At 70.4% G+C, this 18580-nt stretch carries 11 protein-coding genes; 5 read left to right on the top strand and 6 right to left on the bottom strand.

The features are described 5' to 3' along the window. Window positions 1-185: 185 nt before the first annotated feature. The 3 genes from IF46_RS0122135 (at window position 186) to pdxY (ending at window position 3109) form a co-directional block, all read left to right on the top strand. The gene (locus IF46_RS0122135; protein ID WP_030490275.1) at window positions 186-1199 is read left to right on the top strand and encodes a LacI family DNA-binding transcriptional regulator; all 1014 of its coding nucleotides are present in this window, start codon (window positions 186-188) and stop codon (window positions 1197-1199) included. Window positions 1200-1331: 132 nt separating this feature from the next. Next, window positions 1332-2126, top strand: coding sequence for a S1 family peptidase (locus IF46_RS0122130; RefSeq protein WP_030490274.1), 795 nt, complete (start codon window positions 1332-1334; stop codon window positions 2124-2126). 131 nt (window positions 2127-2257) lie between these two features. Continuing rightward, window positions 2258-3109: a pyridoxal kinase PdxY gene (pdxY, locus tag IF46_RS0122125; protein ID WP_030490273.1), complete on the top strand. Its 852-nt coding sequence runs from the start codon at window positions 2258-2260 to the stop codon at window positions 3107-3109. Between the two features lie 25 nt (window positions 3110-3134). Here pdxY and IF46_RS0122120 read toward each other — a convergent pair whose 3' ends face one another. The 6 genes from IF46_RS0122120 to IF46_RS0122095 form a co-directional block, all read right to left on the bottom strand. Continuing rightward, on the bottom strand, window positions 3135-3467 hold the full coding sequence (locus IF46_RS0122120) for a putative quinol monooxygenase (protein WP_030490272.1): 333 nt from the start codon (window positions 3465-3467) through the stop codon (window positions 3135-3137). A 9-nt stretch (window positions 3468-3476) separates the two neighbouring features. Then, window positions 3477-6719 (bottom strand): ATP-binding protein, encoded by a 3243-nt coding sequence (locus IF46_RS0122115; RefSeq protein WP_030490271.1) that lies wholly within the window; start codon window positions 6717-6719, stop codon window positions 3477-3479. Then, entirely contained in the window at window positions 6716-7402 is a 687-nt protein-coding gene (locus tag IF46_RS0122110; protein WP_030490270.1) for a hypothetical protein, read from the bottom strand. Before IF46_RS0122110 ends, IF46_RS0122115 begins: the two co-directional genes overlap by 4 nt. After that, on the bottom strand, window positions 7399-8502 hold the full coding sequence (locus tag IF46_RS0122105) for an endonuclease domain-containing protein (RefSeq protein ID WP_051724073.1): 1104 nt from the start codon (window positions 8500-8502) through the stop codon (window positions 7399-7401). Before IF46_RS0122105 ends, IF46_RS0122110 begins: the two co-directional genes overlap by 4 nt. Before the next feature lie 69 nt (window positions 8503-8571). Further along, the gene (locus IF46_RS0122100; protein WP_030490268.1) at window positions 8572-9990 is read right to left on the bottom strand and encodes a PQQ-binding-like beta-propeller repeat protein; all 1419 of its coding nucleotides are present in this window, start codon (window positions 9988-9990) and stop codon (window positions 8572-8574) included. Window positions 9991-10134: 144 nt separating this feature from the next. Next, window positions 10135-11166 carry a polysaccharide deacetylase family protein gene (locus tag IF46_RS0122095; protein ID WP_030490267.1) on the bottom strand — a complete coding sequence of 344 codons (1032 nt, stop codon included), beginning with the start codon at window positions 11164-11166 and terminating at the stop codon, window positions 10135-10137. A gap of 420 nt (window positions 11167-11586) precedes the next feature. On the opposite strand from IF46_RS0122095, the gene IF46_RS0122090 reads away from it, so the two are divergent. Both IF46_RS0122090 and IF46_RS0122085 read left to right on the top strand, forming a co-directional pair. After that, the gene (locus IF46_RS0122090; RefSeq protein WP_030490266.1) at window positions 11587-12666 is read left to right on the top strand and encodes a glycoside hydrolase family 19 protein; all 1080 of its coding nucleotides are present in this window, start codon (window positions 11587-11589) and stop codon (window positions 12664-12666) included. A 273-nt stretch (window positions 12667-12939) separates the two neighbouring features. After that, on the top strand, window positions 12940-18546 hold the full coding sequence (locus tag IF46_RS0122085; RefSeq protein WP_030490265.1) for a GH92 family glycosyl hydrolase: 5607 nt from the start codon (window positions 12940-12942) through the stop codon (window positions 18544-18546). The last annotated feature ends 34 nt before the right edge of the window (window positions 18547-18580 follow it).

Raw genomic sequence — 18580 nt, 5'->3', positions numbered from 1 at the left:
TGGTCATTGATGAGGGACGGGCGTCAGCGACGGATGTCGGTGGGATCTCCACGCGCCAAGGGTGACCGGCATATTGACATCCATCATCGCCTGTATAACGTTATAGAGCCGCGCCGGGTGTCCCGTCAATGCTTGTTCATCAATGCCCTGCCGGCCCGCCTGTCGACTTCGCGAAAGGTTGGTGGATGGGCGTCAACCTCAAGGACATCGCCCAACGCGCCGGCGTCTCGCTGGCCACGGTCTCGAACGTGGTCAACGGATACCGGCCGGTGGGGGAGCGGACCCGGCAGCGGGTGCAGCAGGCCATCGACGAACTCGGGTACAGCCCCAACCTTGGGGCCCGGCACCTGCGCCGAGGTCGCACCGGCCTGATCGCCCTGGCCGTCCCGGAGCTGACCAACCCCTACTTCGCCGAGCTCGCCGAGATCGCCATCGCCGAGGCGGCCGGGCTCGGCTACACGCTGGTCATGGAGAACACCGCCGCGGACCGGGAGACCGAGCTGGCGCTGCTCGCCGGCTCCCGGCGGCACATCATCGACGGCCTGATCCTCAGTCCGGTGCGGATCGGTCGGGAGGAGGTGCTGGCCCGCACCTCCGGCGGCCCGCTCGTGCTGATCGGCGAGGGCGTCCACGACGTGCCGCACGACCACATCGCCATCGACAATGTGGCCGCCAGTCAGGCGGCGATCCAGCACCTCGTGGAGATCGGCCGCCGCCGGATCGCGTTCATCGGAGCGGCCGGCGGTGACCGCCAGTCCGCGCACCTGCGGATGCGCGGTTACCGGGACGCCCTGGCCTCGTACAGCCTCCCGTTCCGCTCCGAGCTGGTAGCCCGTACCGACGAGTTCAGCCGGCTCGAGGGCATGCGGACCATGCGCGACCTGCTCGCCCTGGACGACCCCCCGGACGCCGTGTTCGCCTACAACGACCTGATCGCGATCGGTGCCTTCCGGGCGCTGGCCGAGGCCGGGTGCCGGGTGCCCGAGGACGTCGCGGTGGTCGGTATCGACGACATCGAAGAGGGACGGTTCAGCTCACCGACCCTCACCACCATCGCCCCGGACAAGGAGGAGATCGGCCGGCTCGCGGTGCGTCGCCTCGTCGCCCGCATCGAGGGTACGGAGGTCGCGGCGCCGCTGACCGTACAGACGCCATTCCGGCTCGTCCGACGAGAGAGCACCGGCACGCCGGGCGGGTGAGACCGAGATCCATAGTCTCGGTGGTACGACCCAGAGAGGATGACCCGCAACATCCACATGCCTCAATATGATGACCGCTATCTCGAAACGGGGTGCGCTCACGAGGCGTGCCATCCTGATGCGGAGGAATGCATGGTTCGCTGGCGTACCCTCACTGGCCTGCTGGCCACCGCGTTGGCCGCGGTGACCGCGGCCAGCCTCACCCTCACCGCGCCGGCCGCCGCGGCCGACGACCCCATGACGCCGAACGTCGTCGGCGGTACCCGCGCCGCGCAGGGCGAGTTCCCGTTCATGGTGCGTCTCTCGATGGGCTGCGGCGGGGCGCTGTACAGCGCCCGGCTGGTGCTCACCGCGGCGCACTGCGTGGGCGCGACCGGCACCAACACCAGCATCACCGCGACGCTCGGGGCGGTCGACCTCCAGTCGTCCAGCCGGATCACCGTCCGGTCCAACTACGTCTACCGTGCTCCCGGCTACAACGGCGCCGGCCGTGACTGGGCGCTGATCCGGTTGGCCAGCCCGGTCACCGGGCTGAGCACCCTGCCGATCGCCACCACCACCGCGTACGACAGCGGCACCTTCACCGTCGCCGGCTGGGGCGCCGCGCGTGAGGGCGGCGCCCAGCAGCGGTACCTGTTGAAGGCGACCGTCCCGTTCGTGAGTGACTCCACCTGCAACGCCAACTACGGTGGCGACCTCATCCCGGCGCAGGAGATCTGCGCCGGCTACGCCAGCGGCGGCACGGACACCTGCCAGGGTGACTCGGGTGGCCCGATGTTCCGCCGCGACGCCAGCAACGCCTGGATCCAGGTCGGCATCGTCAGCTGGGGCAACGGCTGCGCCCGGCCCAACTACCCGGGCGTCTACACCCAGGTGAGCTACTTCGCCTCGTCGATCGCCTCGGCCGCGGCGAGCCTCGGCGGCTGACCGTACGACCACTCGGGCGGCCCGGACGACAAGGTCCGGGCCGCCCGCGCGGGTCGGCCCGGCGAGTGGGCCAGCCGACAGATTCGGCGGGCCGTCCGTGCGACGCCGGCCGCAGCGGCGATGATGGGCCGGTGAAGATCCTGTCCATCCAGTCGTCGGTCGCCTACGGTCACGTCGGCAACTCGGCGGCGGCGTTTCCCCTGCAACGGCTCGGGCACGAGGTCTGGCCGGTCCTGACGGTGCACTTCTCCAACCACACCGGGTACGGCGCGTGGCGTGGGCCGATGCTGCCAGCGGCCGACGTCGCCGAGGTGATCGCGGGCATCGCGGACCGGGGGGTCCTCGGCAGCGCCGACGCGGTGCTCTCCGGCTACCAGGGCGACCCGGCCATGGGCGCGGTGATCCTGGACGCGGTGGCGAAGGTGAAGGCGACAAACCGGGCCGCGGTGTACTGCTGTGACCCGGTGATGGGCGACGCCGGTCGGGGCATGTTCGTCCGGCCCGGCATTCCGGAGTACCTGCGGGACACCGTCGTGCCGCGTGCGGACATCATCACACCGAACCACTTCGAGCTCGACTTCCTGGCCGGTCGTACGACGAACTCGCTGGCCGAGGTGCTCGACGCCGTCGACGTGGTGCGCGCGACCGGGCCCCGGCACGTCCTGGTGACCAGCGTGCTCCACGGCGACCTGCCGCCGGACTCGCTGGAGGTGGTGGCGGTCTCCGACGAGGGTGCCTGGGCGGTCACCACGCCGCTGCTGCCGATCAACCCGAACGGTGGGGGCGACGTCACCGCGGCGCTGTACCTCGCGCACCTGTGGACGACCGGCTCACCCGCGACCGCGCTGGAACGCACCATCGCCTCCGTCTACGCCGTCCTCGAGGCGACGCTCGCGGCGGGCACCCGGGAGATCCAGTTGATCGCGGCGCAGGACGTGATCGCCGACCCGCCGGCCCGTTTCACCGCCCGCCGGCTGCGCTGACGGCGGGTCGCGGGTCGGCGGCGGGTCAGCGGCCCTCGGGGACGGCCATCTCGCCGAGCAGCGACCAGTCCTCCTGCGGCACTGTGGCGTTCACGATGCGTGGCGTCTCGGCCAGGTATGGCGGCAGGGTCTCCTGGGCCGTGCGGAAGTGGGCGGACTGCACGTGGGCTCCGCCGGCCTGGTCGTCGCGGAACGCCTCGACCAGCACGTACTCGGTCGGGTCGTCTACGCTGCGGGACCAGTCGAACCACAGGCAGCCCGGCTCGGCCCGGGTCGCCTCGGTGAACTCGGCGGCGATCTGCGGCCACCGGTCGGCGTGCTCGGCCAGGACTCGGAACTTGGCGGTAATGAAGATCATGGCCTCAGGCTACCCAGCCGGGCGGGCGCGGGCGACCACCTCCTCGGGGGTCAACGGCGCCTTCGGGTGGTGCGTCAGGCACAGCGGGGTGCGGACTTTGACGAACGAGAATCCCTCCCCGGCGGCGTAGAACTCGCCGCTGTTGAGCAGGCCGATGTCCGGAAGTCGCCCGCCCTTGGCCTCGGCGAGCTGGCGGGCCGCGTCGATCTGCGCGGGCGCGTTGAGCAGCCCGAAGAACTGCGTCGTCGCGTTGCCGGAGATCTGGTTGTGCAGACCCTTGGGCGCCTGGGTGGCGAAGACCAGCCCGAGCCCGTACTTGCGGGCCTGCGCGGCCAGCGCGATCGAGCTGGCGGTGCAGGCGGTGGTGCCGGTCGAGGGCGCCAGCGTCTGCGCCTCGTCCATCACGAACAGCCCACCCAACGGTCGGTCACCGGCGGGGTGCCGCTTGATCCACGCGAAGAGCGCCATCTGCAACTGGTTGACGAAGCTCTGCCGCTCCTGGTCGGAGGTGAGGCCGACGAAGCTGATCACCGACACCCGGGCCCGCCGCCCCGGCGACGGCGTCAGCAGCAGCCCGGGGTCGGCCGGTGCGCCGACCCCGCCGAAGAGCGGGTCGGTGACCATCGCCGCCTTGAGCGCCTCGGCCAACTCCTCGGCGAGCTTCCCGGCACGGGCCAGTCGACTGACCCCGTCGGGCAGGTCGGTGAGGAACTCGGTGAAGCCGGGCAGGCCCACCATCCCGCTTCGCGCGTACGCCTGGAGGGCCTCGGTGAGCACGGCCTTGCCCTGCTGGGCGAGCCGGCTCGACCTGTCGACGCCGGCCCGGGGCGCGAGGGCCTCCACGGCGGAGCGGACGGCCTGGTCGAACTCGTCCGGCCAGTCCCGCAGCGAGGTGAAGTCGGGTAGCGGCTGGAAGCTCAGTGGTCGGCCGGCGGTGACCCGGGGCGTCCAGACCACCACCTCGGTGTGTGCGAGGTAGTCGGTGGCCCGTTCCGCGTCGCCGGGCCCCCACCCGCTCGGTGGTTCGGGCCACGCGTCGCCGAGCCGGGCGAGGTCGTTGTTGGGGTCGAGCACGATCGAGGAGACCCCCTCGCGGGCGCACTCCTCGACCAGGCGACGGATGAGCACCGTCTTGCCCGAGCCGGACCCGGCGAACACGACGGCGTGCCGGCGCAGCGACTCCAGGGGCACCGCGAACGGGTGGCCGCCGTCGACGGTCCGCCCCAGCCCGACGGCCCGACCGTCGACGCCGACCACAAGCTCGGCCGGCTCAGTCGGTACGAGCACGGTCGCCGGATCATCAGGCAGGTCCGCGACCGGCCCGCTCGTCGCGTCGGGATCGGCAACGGAATCGTCAGCGCCCGACGGTGGCTCGTTGGGCGCTGACGGCGGGGCGTCGTCGCGCGACCCGTCGGGCCCGGGCAGAACCGTGCGGAACAGCTCGGAGCCGCTGGCCGGACGGCGGGCCACCAGCCACTCCTGCAAGGCTGTGGAGGGCTCGGTAGCCAGCACCCGCAGCGCCGCGAAGACCCGAAGGTCCGCCTCCGACACGCCGCACCGTAGGCCGCCGGCCGCGTCGAAGCCGGTCAACACCTCGGTCGTACGCTTCCCGGTCGGCCATGGACCGTTGCGCAGCAGGATGAGCCGCCGTTGCGGCAGGTCCCGGTCCAACCCGGCGAGCGTGCACGCGGCCTTGACCCGGGCGGTGACGGCGATGGCGTTGGGGTGCGCGATGGCCCGGAAGCACCAGTGGGCCTCGTTCTCGGTGGCCTCGTCGAGCACCTCGATCAGCCGCCCGTGCAGCGCGGGCTTGCGGCCGGGCGGCGGATCGTACTTGTAGGTGGCGCCGGTCGGCGCCTGCTCGGCGATCCAGGCGGCCAGGCCGGCGGCGAGCAGCGCTGGCATGTGCTCGTCCTCGCCCGCCGGGTCGACGGCGGCCGACACGTCTGCGGCCTCGACCAGCTCGGCGAAGCGTGCGTCCAACTCGCGCAGGCGGCGCTCGTCCGTCGTCGGGTCGCCGGAGGCGCGGCGGACGGTGCTCACCGTCGGCGTCGAGTCGACGCCGTCGATGAGTCGGTCGAGTTCGACCACCTCGTCGCGGTCTCGGCACCAGGCGATGTGGCGGTCGACCCGGCGCAGCAGCGCGCGCGGCGTCAGGGTGGGCGCGTCGGCGAAGGCGGCGGGGGCGATCGGCCAGGTGGCGTGCGGTGGCCCGAAGAACATACCTGCGAACGCGGCGGAGAGGCGCTTCGCCACGATCGCCTGCCCGATCTCCGGGGTGGGGATCCGGTCCGGCAGGGTCGACGTACGGAAGCGGTCGGCGACCGGAGTGGGCGCCGCGCGGGTCATCAGCACCCAGGTGTCCGGCAGGCACGAGACGACGACAAGCGTGCGGCGGGTGATGTCGCGGAGCTTGAGCAGGCCGTCGGCGATCGGGCCGAGCACCTTTGCCTGGGCGTCCTCCAGCCCCTGATGCTGGTTGAGCAGTGAGGTGCTGGTCTGGGCGAACAGCGTGTCGAGCTGGTCCACGGCGATGACCGTGGGGTCCAGAGCCAGCGCCATCAGCCGGGAGATGTCCTGCACGACCTGCTGCGGAGTGCGGATCGCGGCGCTCAACCCCCACGCCGCCCGCGCGGCCGGGTCACCCGGTTCGGAGATCAGGTGGGCGTAACCGACGTCCTGTGCCTCGAAGTCGACGGCGCCGTGCAGGACGAGCGCCCGAGCGGTGTCCTGGGCGTCCCGTCCGACCTCCCGATCGCGCTCGCGCAGCGCCCAGATGAAGGTGTCGAGCTGCGCGCGGGCCACCGGTCGGGCGCCGGCGACCGCGTCGCGGACCTCGACCGGCAGGCCGAGCTGGGTGGTGAGTCGACGCAGAAAGGTCTTCAGCTGGGTGCCCCAACCGACGTGCGGGCGGCCCATCCCCTCCACCAGTGCCAGGGCGACGCTCTCCCAGAACGTCTTGCCACTGACCATGTCGACCAGGAAGAAGTAGCCGCCGTCGCGCTGGATCTGTTCGCGGACCGCCCCGAGCAGGTGCGTCTTGCCAGCGCCCGCGCGGCCCTGCATGGCCACACCGAGCGGCATGCTCGTGTCGTCGGTGCGGGCCCGCGCCACCCCGCGCAGGATCTCCGCGGCCACCTTCTCGTGCAGCTCCGGCACATTGTGCGGGCTGGGTCGCCAGACGTCGTCCGGGGTGACCGCCGGGTTGAGACTCACCGCTTCCAGCGCGGTCCGCTGGTCATCCGAGATCATGCCGGGCCGATCGCCAGGGCGTGGTTGTCCTCGTTCCCGATGCGGACGGCCGCGGCCCGGTCCCGTGCCGTCAGTGACTTGGTGTTCGCCACCGGGATGATGCGGACGTCGTCCCGGCCGACAAGCGTCCGCAACGCGGCGTCCAGGGCGGCCCGGTCGGTGTCGGCGAGCCGGTCCCGCACGTCGGCGAGGCCGACCCAGGCGCCCGGCGAGGTAGCCAGCTCCCGGTACGCCGCACGGACCAGCGCCTCCACGTCCACGTCCGCCGCTGCCGCTGCCGGTGCTTCGTGCCGAGGCTCGCTGGCCAACGGGGTCACGGCGTCGGTCTGCTTGAAGAAGTCCCCGTGGCTGACCCGGAGCCGGTCCAGCGAACGGTGCAGGTTCGTCAGGACGACGAACAGCGACCGGGTCGTCGAGCCACCCTGCTTCGGCGGTGGGGAGGTGTGTAGCTGACGGACTACCCGCCAGCCCTCCTCGGTCAGCTCGTGGGCGAACGGGCGGTGCGTCCGATCGGTGTCCACCAGGCCCAGGTCGACGAGCTTCTTGTTGTCCGTGCCGGTCAGGGTGAAACCGGCCAGCTCTTTCAGCTCGACGTTGGTGACTCGACGCGCCTCGACCATCAGCACCACGAGGGCGTTGATTTGGTTCGGCGTCAAATGCGGGACGTCCGCCGGGCTCGTCATGATCTCTCATCTCCATGGGGGTACGTGCCGCCCGCGCGCCGCCGGGCCAGCAGTCGACGGATCCCGTCGACCACCGCCGGCACGTCGGTGAGCACCTGCTCGTTGGTGAAGCGGAGCACGTCCAGCCCGAGGAGTTGCAGCTGCACGTCCCGCCGCCGATCGTTGGCGAAAGCGATTCGCCCACGATGCTCCGGGCCGTCCACCTCGACCGCAAGACCCTCTGCGGGCCAAAACAGATCCAGTCGGTACGCCACACCGAGGACATGCCACTCGTAGGTCTGGTTCCACCGCCGACCGCAGGCCCAGTCGTGCGGTGCGAGCGCGCGTTCCAACGCCTGCTCGGCGGCGCTGTCGCCACGTGGCACGCCCGCGATCGTGGGCCAGGCCAACACCGTCGACCCCGGCTCGGCGGCCGTGGCCGGAGGCGGATCGCGGGTACTGGCCAGCTCGGCGAAGCGCGTCGGCACCCGCACCGGCACCGACCGCACCCGGTCGACGTGGCGCAGGGGCCCGCCGGCCAACCACACGGTGAAGCCGCCGTGCCGCACGAGCCACTCGGCGGCGGCCACCAGCGTCCGCTCGGCCTCGGCCTCCAGATCGGGCAGGGCCATGACGAGTACGCAGCTCTCCCGGTCGTACGCCTCGGCGATCACCCGGGCGAGCCCGGCGGCGCGTACACCTGGGGCGAAGCGGGACCGGCCGGCGGGCCGGCGTGGATCGCGCAGCCCACGCTCGGCGAGGTCAGCGAGGAACGGGCCGAAGTGCCGGGAGCGGGCGGCGGAACGGGCCGCGAGGGCGCGCACCGCCGCGACCCCGAGCGTGCCCTCGCTGTCGATACGGTCGGCGCCCGCCAGCCAGCTGGGGAACATCGCGAGCGCCGCAGTGTCCAGTTGGTCGAGGAGGGCGTCCACCAGGTCGCCGAGCGGGCCCACCACCGTGGGTCGGTAGTGCACGATCGCGGGCGCCGCTGGCGGCAACGGGTCGAGGGCCACCCGCAGCAGCTCCGGGTCGACGGCCGGCAGATGGCTCACCTGCCGGGTCGGCGGGGCGGCCCACCAGGCTCCGTTGGCCGCGCCGCCGGCCGGGACGGGGTGCGCCATGCCGGCACCCTACGACACGGGTGGGCGCGACAGGTGACCCGTCGATGCCGCAGGCGCGGCGATCACCGCTCAGCCCAGACGGCGGATGTCGCCGTAGGCCCGGTAGAACCCACCACGGCTGGACTCGCGGACCTCGGTCACCAGGTAGCGCGCGCCCGGCTCGCGGATCCCCTTGGGAAACTGCACCGACCAGTCGCGCCGGAAGCCGTCGGAGAGCACCTGAACCCGCAACCGCCCCCGATCGTCCATGCACTGCACGACCACGCCCGAGCCCGAGTCGTTGGTCACCTCGACGATCGTCGGTTGGACCGCCAGTGGCGTCTCGCGCGGGGCCTTGACGTCGCGTACCTGGGGCACGTCCCCGGCCTGGGCCGCGCGGATCGCCGGCTCGCTCGCGTCGATGCAGGCCAGATGGCCGCCGGTGGTGACGACGTAGAGCCGGTCGTCGTGGTACTGCATGGAGTACGCCGAGCCGCAGCCGGTGCCGAGCTTCCACAGCCGGTTGCCCGCCGCGTCGAAGCAGTAGATCGAGGACTGGCTGTCACCGGCGAAGACGTACTCGCCGCCCTCGGCGGTGGCGCAGGAGAAGACCGGGGCGTCGCAGCGGTAGCTGCGTTCGTGTCGACCCGACTTGGACAGCCGCACCACCTCGCGGGTGCCCGTCCCGGCGAACACACTGCCGTGTTCCTGCCAGCCGAAGAGCACCGAACCGGTCCGGGTGTGCCACAGCTCGCGGCCGGTGCGCCACTCGTAGCCGGTCACGCCCTGCGAGTGGCCGTGGTAGATGGCGTCGTCGTCGCACCGCACCATCCAGGCCGAACTCCCTCGCCCGGGCCGACGCCACAGGAACTCGTCCTCGTGGTCGACGGCGGTGATCCCGCCGTCGGCGTCCGAGACGCCGAGGACGCCGTCGTGGATGTCCAGCCAGTAGATGTCGATCTCGGGGGCGATCGCGTACGCCACCCGGGGCACCTTGCCGGACAGGTCGTAGACGTTGCCGTCGTCGCAGCCGGCGTAGACCCAGGCGTCGTCGGCGACGATGCACTTCACACCGTCGGGGAGGCGGACCTGGCTGCGCACCTGGGCGTCGTGGTCGAGCGTGGTGATGACCCCGTGCTCGTTGCCGACCATGCAGTGCTGCCCATCGACGAAGATGCCGAAGGCGGGGGCGCCGGAGTCGTAGCGCCAGAGCACCGGGGCGGTGTGGGCGGTGGAGCGGGTGCTGACGATCTGCCGCCGGGACACCGAGCGCTTCTGGCGGACGCCGGCGACGGCCGGCGCGTAGCCCTTGCGGACCTTCTCGCCGATCTTCTTCGCTGCCGCGGCCCGGGCCCGGGCGTTGTCCGGATAGGCGCTCGCCTTGATCTGCCCCTGGTCACCGATCCGGCCGTAGCGCACCGTCAGTGTGGCGTTGTCGACGATGACCTCGTAGAACTTGTGCGCACCGTCTACTTCGGACAGTTCGAGGTAGGTCGTCTCCTGGGACATGGGGGCCTCCGAGGGGTCAGCGATCGGCGCGAACTGGCCGGCGCGGCGACAGTGACCACACGCTAACGGCGACCCCCGACAGATTCGGGCGGTGCGCGGTGGGTGCCGGGCGCACCCACCGCGCACGTCTCAACCCGGGCGGTGTCAGCCCGAGGTGCAGGAGCGAATCTGTGGGCGGGCGCTGCTGTTGCCGTTTGTCATCGTGGTGAAGCCGAAGGTGTTGCCGCTGCCGTTGGATCGCATGGTCATGATGGTGCCGCTGCTGTCCCAGGTGGCGGTGCCGTTCCAGATGGTGGAGACCCGCTGCGGCGAGGTGATGGCCACGACCACCGTCCACGTGTTGGCGCCGCTGACCGTCACCGACGTGTTGTACCGGTCGCCCCAGACGTTGGGGGTCGTGGCGGTCGCGGTGCAGGTGCCACCGGAGGGCGGCGGGCTCGTCGGCGGGCTGGTCGTCGGCGGCGTGGTGCCGTCCGGCGCGACCGCGCGGCCGGTGGACGGCGAGATCATGCCGGGGCACAGGTTGCGGCTGGTCAGGTTGGCCACGATCTGCGGGATCGCGTCGCGGGTGTTCTGAATCCCGTCGTGCATCAGGATGACCTGACCGGCCTGGAGTCGGCTCGCGTTGGCCACGATCTGGCTGACGCTGGCGCCGTTCCAGTCCTGCGAGTCCACGTCCCAGATCACCTGGCGCATGCCCAGTGACGACGCGACGGACTGCAGGGTGGAGTTGGTCTCGCCGTAGGGCGGCCGGAACAGCACCGGCCGGCTGCCGGTCGCCGACTGGATCGCCGAGCTGGTCTGGGACAGGTCCGACTGCATCTGAGACTGGCTCATCGAGGTCATGTGGGCGTGGTTCCAGCTGTGGTTGGCGACCCACATGCCGGCGGCTACCTGTGCCTGCGCGGCCGACTGGTTGTTCTGGACGTTCTGCCCGACGTTGAACATCGTGGCCCGTACGCCGTTGTTGCGCAGTACGTTCAGCAGCGCGCTTGTGTTACCGGTTGGACCGTCGTCGAAGGTGAGGCCGACGTAGCCGTTGCAGGTGGCGGCGCTCGACGGGGTCGAGGTGGCCGCGAGGACGACGCCGCACATCGCGACGGCGGTGGCGAGGACGGCGAGCGCCGCGCGTAAGCGCCTCGACCACAGGGCCGTGCGGGGGAAGAGCCTGCTCATCTGGTGCCCCTTCTCGCAGGCCCGGACGCGCCCCGGCGTGCGGGCAGCCCAGTCCGGACAGGTGTGGGTGAGTGGTGGGTCGAGCCGGATCCGTCACATCGACCTCGGTGGATCGAAGTATTACAGCGAGAATTCCAACGCGTCAACAACTTCCGGAATAGCTCCGGAACGGCGCAGAGGTGCAATTCCAGGTTGCCTAGGCTGGCAAGCGTTGCTTGGGCTGCCCCGATCATGCCGATCGCGGGAGACGTGTCCGCCATGATCCGGAAAGTCGCCGGAATTTTCGGCCGCCGATCGTCGGGCTCGCCGCCGCGCTGGATCCGCGCAACAGTAAAGATTGTGAACAGAAGATGTTACAGTCATGCAAGTCGATATCCGACTCGGGTTTCGGCCAGTGAGGTCCCAGGAAGGAGCTTTCACATGACGAGACTGCGCGCGCTGGTCGCGCTGGTGGCACTGATCGTCGCCGGTGGACTGGTTGCGGTCCTCCCGTCCACGCCGGCCTCGGCGGCAGCCTGCTCAGCAGCGTGGCAGGCCTCGGCCGTCTACTGGGGAGATGCCCAGGTCTCCCACAACGGCCGTAACTACCGGGCGAAGTGGTGGACCCAGAACGAGGCGCCGCCCGGCACGACCGGCGTCTGGGAGGACCTCGGAGCGTGCGGGGGAGGCACCACGCCGCCCACCGGGGGGACCTGCAGCTACCCGAACTGGACCGCCGGGACCTGGTACGCCACCGGGGCGATCGTGCGGTACACCAACGGTCTCTACTACATCGCCGAGCACGAGAATCCCGGGTACGACCCGATCATCAGCACCTGGTACTGGGAGCCCTACACCTGTAGCGGCCAGCCGCCGACCACCCCGCCGCCCACCAACCCGGGCGGCTTCGTGGTCACCGAGGCCCAGTTCAACCAGATGTTCCCGGGTCGCAACTCGTTCTACACGTACTCCGGGCTCGTCGCCGCGCTCAGCGCGTACCCGGCATTCGCGCGCACCGGCAGCTCCACCATCCAACGGCAGGAGGCCGCGGCCTTCCTGGCGAACGTGTTCCACGAGACCGGCGGGCTCGTGCACGTGGTCGAGCAGAACACCGCGAACTACCCGCACTACTGTGACTACGGCCAGCCCTACGGCTGCCCCGCCGGGCAGGCCGCCTACTACGGGCGTGGGCCGATCCAGCTCAGCTGGAACTTCAACTACAACGCCGCCGGTAACGCGCTCAACCTGCCACTGCTGACCAACCCGTGGCTGGTGCAGAACGACGCCTCGGTGGCCTGGAAGACCGGTATCTGGTACTGGATGACCCAGAACGGGCCGGGCACCATGACGGCTCACAACGCGATGGTCAACAGCGCCGGGTTCGGTCAGACGATCCGCAGCATCAACGGCTCGATCGAGTGCAACGGTGGGAACCCCGCCCAGGTGCAGAGTCGCGTCACCAAGTACCAGCAGTTCGTGGGCATCCTCGGCGTCTCCGCCGGAGCCAACCTCTACTGCTGATCCGTGGCCGGGCCTCGGCAAACGTCCGCGAACGGAGTCGAGGCCCGGCGAACGGCCGCCGGCACCCGGATGGGACGGCGGCCGTTTCGTTGTGATCAACCCGTTGACACGGCCGTGGTGCGCCCGGAACTATCAGCGACAGTTCACCGCCCCGACTCTCGTTGCACACGAGCGCCAATGACAACGATGTCAGGGCCCGACCTACGAGAAGTTCCACTCTGCCCACACGTTCGACGTACTCGACACGGTTCGAGTCGAAAGGCCCCGTCCCTCATGTCGCATACCCCCCTCGCGCGTCCGCGCCTGCTGGCGGCGACGACAGCAGCCCTGCTTCCGCTGGGCCTGCTCGTCGCGACGCCCCTGGCGTACGCAGCCCCCAGCCCGGCAACGCCCGGCAACTTCACCTCCTCGTTCGAGTCCGCCGACCCGCAGCCCGCCACCAGCACCGTTGAGGTCGGCGCGAACGGAAAGCCGGTCCAGGGCAACCTGAGCGGCAAGGTCTCCACGCTGCCTGGCAGCCTGCTCGGCCAGGTCACCGCCGTGACCGCGAGCGACGAGTACGAGCCGAGAGAGATCGCCGCGAACCTCAAGGACGAGGAGCCGTCGACCAAGTGGCTCACGTTCGCGACGACCGGCTGGGTGACCTACCAGCTCGCCAAGCCGACGAAGGTGGTGCGGTACTCGCTGACCGCCGCCAACGACGAGTCGGCGCGAGACCCCAAGGACTTCGTCATCCAGGGGTCGAACGACGGCAACACCTGGACCGACCTGGACAAGCGCACCGGCCAGAAGTTCAGCAGCCGCTTCGCGACCAACAAGTACAGCCTCACCAACACGACCGCCTACAGCTTCTACCGGCTCAACGTCACCGCGAACTCCGGTGGCACGATCCTGCAGCTCGGCGACTGGAACATCAGCGACGGCTCGGATGTCCGCCCGCCGGTCACGAACATGGCCAGCGTGCTCAGCGCCGGTCCGTATGACGGGCAAACCACGAAGCCGGACGCCGGTTTCACCGGGCTGGCCGCGCTGCGGTACGCCGGCGGCGCCCTGGCCAGTGGCCGCTCGTACGGGACCAACAAGCTCTTCGACGTCAACATCCCGGTCGGGCCGAAGACCCGACTGTCGTACAAGATCTTCCCCGAGTACACCGATGGGGACGCTCAGTACCCGTCCACCTACGCCGCGCTCGACCTGCACTTCACCGACGGCAGCTACCTGAGTGGGCGCTCACCCGTCGACCAGCACGGCAACCTGCTCACCGGCCCCGGTCAGGCTGCCTCGAAGGCACTCTTCGCCGACCAGTGGAACCTGGTGCAGACCGACCTCGGCACCATCGCGCGCGGCAAGACGATCGACCGCATCCTGCTCGCGTACGACAACCCGAAGGCCGGCGGGGAGACCCGCTTCCAGGGCTGGCTCGACGACGTCGAGGTGGAGGGCTCCCCGACGCCGATCGACGGCTCGAAGCTCACCAACTACGTCGACACCCGCCGCGGCACCAACTCGACGGCCGGTTTCTCGCGCGGCAACAACCTGCCGATCACCGCGGTGCCGAACGGCTTCAACTTCTTCACCCCGGTGACCGACGCGAACTCCGACTCCTGGGAGTACGAGTACCACCGGAACAACAACGGGGCCAACCTGCCGATGCTGCAGGGCCTCGCGATCTCCCACCAGCCAAGCGCGTGGATGGGTGACCGCGACCAGATGTCGGTCATGCCGGTCGTCGGCGACGGCTCACTCACCGGTGATCCCGCCAGCCGCGCGCTCGCCTTCAGCCACGACGACGAGACGGCGCAGCCGGACCTGTACCGGGTGAAGCTGCAGAACGGCCTGATCGCCGAGATGTCGCCCACCGACCACGCCGGGATCATGCGGTTCACCTTCCCCACCGGGCAGGCGACCGGAAGCCTCGTCTTCCACAACGGCAACTTCACCATCGGCACGGACGGCACGTTCACCGGTTGGGTGGACAACGCGAGCGGCCTGACGGCCGGTCAGACCCGCATGTTCGTCTCCGGCGCGTTCGACCGCGCACCGACGGCCAGCGCAACGGCGTCCGCCACCTTCGACGTCACCACGAGCCGAGAGGTGACGATGCGTCTCGCGACGTCGTTCCTCTCCGTCGACCAGGCGCGCAAGAACCTCGACCTGGAGGTCACCGGCAAGAGCTTCGACCAGATCCACGCCGCCGCCACGGCCGCGTGGAAGGACCGGCTCGGCCGGGTCGAGGTGCGGGACGCCACCGAGGCGCAGCTGGTCTCGATGTACTCGAACCTGTACCGGCTGAACCTCTACCCGAACTCGCAGTCGGAGAACACCGGCACCGCCGCCGCGCCGCGCTGGCAGTACGCGAGCCCGGTCTCGGCTCAGCCCGGCACGTCGACCCCCACCAAGACCGGTGCGAAGATCGTCGACGGCCAGATCTACGTCAACAACGGGTTCTGGGACACCTACCGCACCGTGTGGCCCGCCTACTCGCTGCTCTACCCGGACATCGCCGCCAAGATCTCCGACGGCTTCGTCCAGCACTACCGCGACGGCGGCTGGATCGCCCGCTGGTCCTCGCCCGGCTACTCCGACCTGATGACCGGCACCAGCGCCAACGTGGCCCTGGCCCAGGCGTACCTCTCCGGGGTCAAGCTGCCCGACCCGCTCTCGGCGTACAACGCGTCCGTCAAGGACGCGACCGTCGCGTCCGGGCGCCGCGAGGTCGGCCGCAAGGGTATCGAGACCTCCCTGTTCCTCGGCTACACGCCGACCTCCACCGCGGAGTCGGTGTCGTGGGCGCTGGAGGGCTACATCAACGACTACGGCATCGGCAACATGGCTGCGGCGCTCGCCGAGGACCCGGCCACGCCGAAGTCGGAGCGTGCCCGGCTCAAGGAGGAGTCGCGCTACTTCCTGGAGCGCGCCCGCAACTACGTCAACCTGTTCGACCCGAAGACGAAGCTCATGCAGGGTCGCGACGCCGCTGGCAACTTCCGTGCCGACGACCCGCTTGACTGGGGTGGCGTCTACACCGAGACCAACGGGTGGAACTTCGCGTTCACCGCGCAGCAGGACGGTCAGGGCCTGGCCAACCTGTACGGCGGCCAGAAGGCGCTGCGGGACAAGCTCGACACGTTCTTCTCCACTCCGGAGAACGCCGACCACCCCGGCGGCTACGGCGGCGTCATCCACGAGATGGTCGAAGCCCGCGCGGTGCGGATGGGTCAGCTCGGCATGAGCAACCAGCCGTCGCACCACATTCCGTACATGTACAACTTCGCCGGCGCACCGGCGAAGACCCAGGCGGCGGTCCGCGAGATCCTGCGTCGCCTCTACGTCGGCAGTGAGATCGGCCAGGGCTACCTGGGCGACGAGGACAACGGCGAGATGTCGTCCTGGTACGTCCTCAGCTCACTGGGCATCTACCCGCTGCAGGCCGGGTCGTCCGAGTGGACGATCGGCTCTCCGCAGTTCACCAAGATGACCGTGCACCGCAGCACCGGCGACATCGTCGTCAACGCGCCGAACAACAGCGTGGCGAACGTCTACGTGCAGGACGTGAAGGTCAACGGCAAGAAGCAGCACGACCTGTCCCTGAACGTGTCGGCGCTCGCCAAGGGCGGCACCATCGACTTCGAGATGGGCTCCAAGCCGTCGTCGTGGGGCAGCGGCAAGAACGACGCGCCGCCGTCGCTGACCAAGGGTGACGAGACGCCGAAGCCGTTGCAGGACGTCACCGGCCCCCGTCTCGGCACCGCGACCGCCACCGGCGGTCAGGACGCGTCGAAGCTCTTCGACGACTCGTCGAGCACGCAGCTGACCTTCACCTCGGCGACCCCGCAGATCACCTGGGCCTTCCGTGATGGCAAGCAGAAGCCGAAGTACTACACCGTCACGTCCGGGGCCAGTGCGGGCGATCCGGCGGACTGGCGCCTGCAGGGCTCCAACGATGGCCTCACCTGGACCACCGTGGACTCCCGTACCGGTCAGGTGTTCCCGTGGCGCAACCAGACCCGTCCGTACTCGATCGACAAGCCGGGACGGTTCGCGCAGTTCCGCCTCGCGGTGACGAAGACCGTCGGCGCGGCGCAGACCACGCTCGCCGAGGTCGAGTTGCTCGCCGGGGGCGACCTCGACCTCGCAGGCGGCGACATCACGGTCACCGCCGAGGACGGCGCGCAGGCGACCTCTGGGCTGCCGGTCTCGGTGCCGCTGGCCTCGGTCACCGGTGGCGACGACAGCGAGTACCGGGCCACGATCGACTGGGGTGACGGCACGCCGGTCACCCAGGGCACCCTGACGTTGCGGTCGCGGGCCGTCTACAACATCGGTGGGTCGCACACCTACGCCACGCCGGGTTACCACCAGGCGAACGTCACGGTGACCGACGGCGACAGCCAGAGCTCCGCGACCGTCGGCGTCGAGGTGGCGTACGCCCCGACCTCCGGTCTCATCGCCGCGTTCGACAACGTGTGCATCGGCGACGAAGGGGTCGTCGCGGGCGACTGCGACGCCAAGTCGTGGGCGTACTCGCGGGCCGCTCTGGCGGCCGGCGGCGTGACCCAGGGCAAGCGGCAGCAGGTGCCGGGGACGGCACTGCAGTTCACGCTGCCGACCATCCCGGCCGGGCTGCCGGACAACGCCACCGGAAACGGCGCGACCGTCGCTCTGGACCTGCCGAACGACGCCAAGAGCATCTCGTTCATCGGCGCCGGTACGCAGGGCAACCAGAGCACCACCGGCACGGCGAACTTCAGCGATGGCAGCACGGCCAGCATCCCGATCCAGATGAGCGACTGGACGCTGGGCGGGAACGCATCCGGCACCCCGTCCTACGGCAACGTCATCGTCGCCCGGACGGCGTACCGACTGTCGGGCACGAGCCGTGACGGCGCCCAGCCGTTCCTGTTCGCGACCGCGCCGTACCAGATCCCGGCGGGCAAGACGCTGGTCTCGGTGACCCTGCCGAAGCAGACCGGTTCCGCCGGTGCCGAGGGCCGGATCCACGTGTTCGCCGTCGCCGACGACGGCACGCCCGCCGCCGCGCTGGCGACCGTCGCTCCGAAGGACCAGACGGCCAACGCCGGCAAGGCCCTCACGGCGAACCTCGGTTCGGTGACCGGTGGCGTTCCCGGCACGACGGGCTACCGCGCCCGCGTCCAGTGGGGTGACGGCACGGTGCCGAACGACGTGACGATCAGCGCGTCCGGTGCCATGACCGGTCAGCACACCTACGCAGGCGAGGGCACCTACACGGTGCGCGTCACCGCGTGGGACACGCTGTCGAGCAGCACGCAGTCCTTCACCGTGACCGTGGCTCGGGGCGGATCGCAGCCGGCGATCGCGCTCTCCGCGGCCGGCACCGTCACCACCGGTGGCGCGATCACCGTCGACGGCAGCGGCTTCGCCGCCGGCGAGCAGGTGACCGTCAGCGTCGGCACCGACCCCGGCCGGACCATGAAGGTCGCGGCCTCCGCGACGGGCACGGTCCACGCCTCGGTGCCGACCTCCGGTGACGCGCAGCCCGGTCGGTACGCCGTCACCGCGACGGGCTCGTCCTCGCGTACGCCGGCCACGGCCACCGTCCAGGTGACCGAGCAGGCGCAGGCGCGGACCTACCAGCCGCGGGTCGCGCTGCTGACCACCTCGGGGCCGCGCGCCACGTCGATCATGGTCGACGGTTCCGGGTTCGCTCCGAACGAGGCCGTCACGATCACCTTCGGGAACGGGCTCGCGGTCAGCACCGTGCGCGCGAACGGTGACGGCGTCATCTCCGGCGCGACGGTCAGCGTTCCGGGTGCGGCGAAGGCGGGCGCCACCAGCGTCACGCTGACCGGTGCCACCTCGGCGACGAAGGTGACCCGGGCGTTCACCGTCACCGGCTAGAACTGAGTCTGAGGTAGTACCAACCGTGTGGGGC

Source organism: Micromonospora chokoriensis (assembly GCF_000718555.1).
Lineage (GTDB): Bacteria > Actinomycetota > Actinomycetes > Mycobacteriales > Micromonosporaceae > Micromonospora > Micromonospora chokoriensis_B.
The sequence above is the reverse complement of the archived record's forward strand: the minus strand, read 5'-3'. Positions and strand labels throughout refer to the sequence as shown.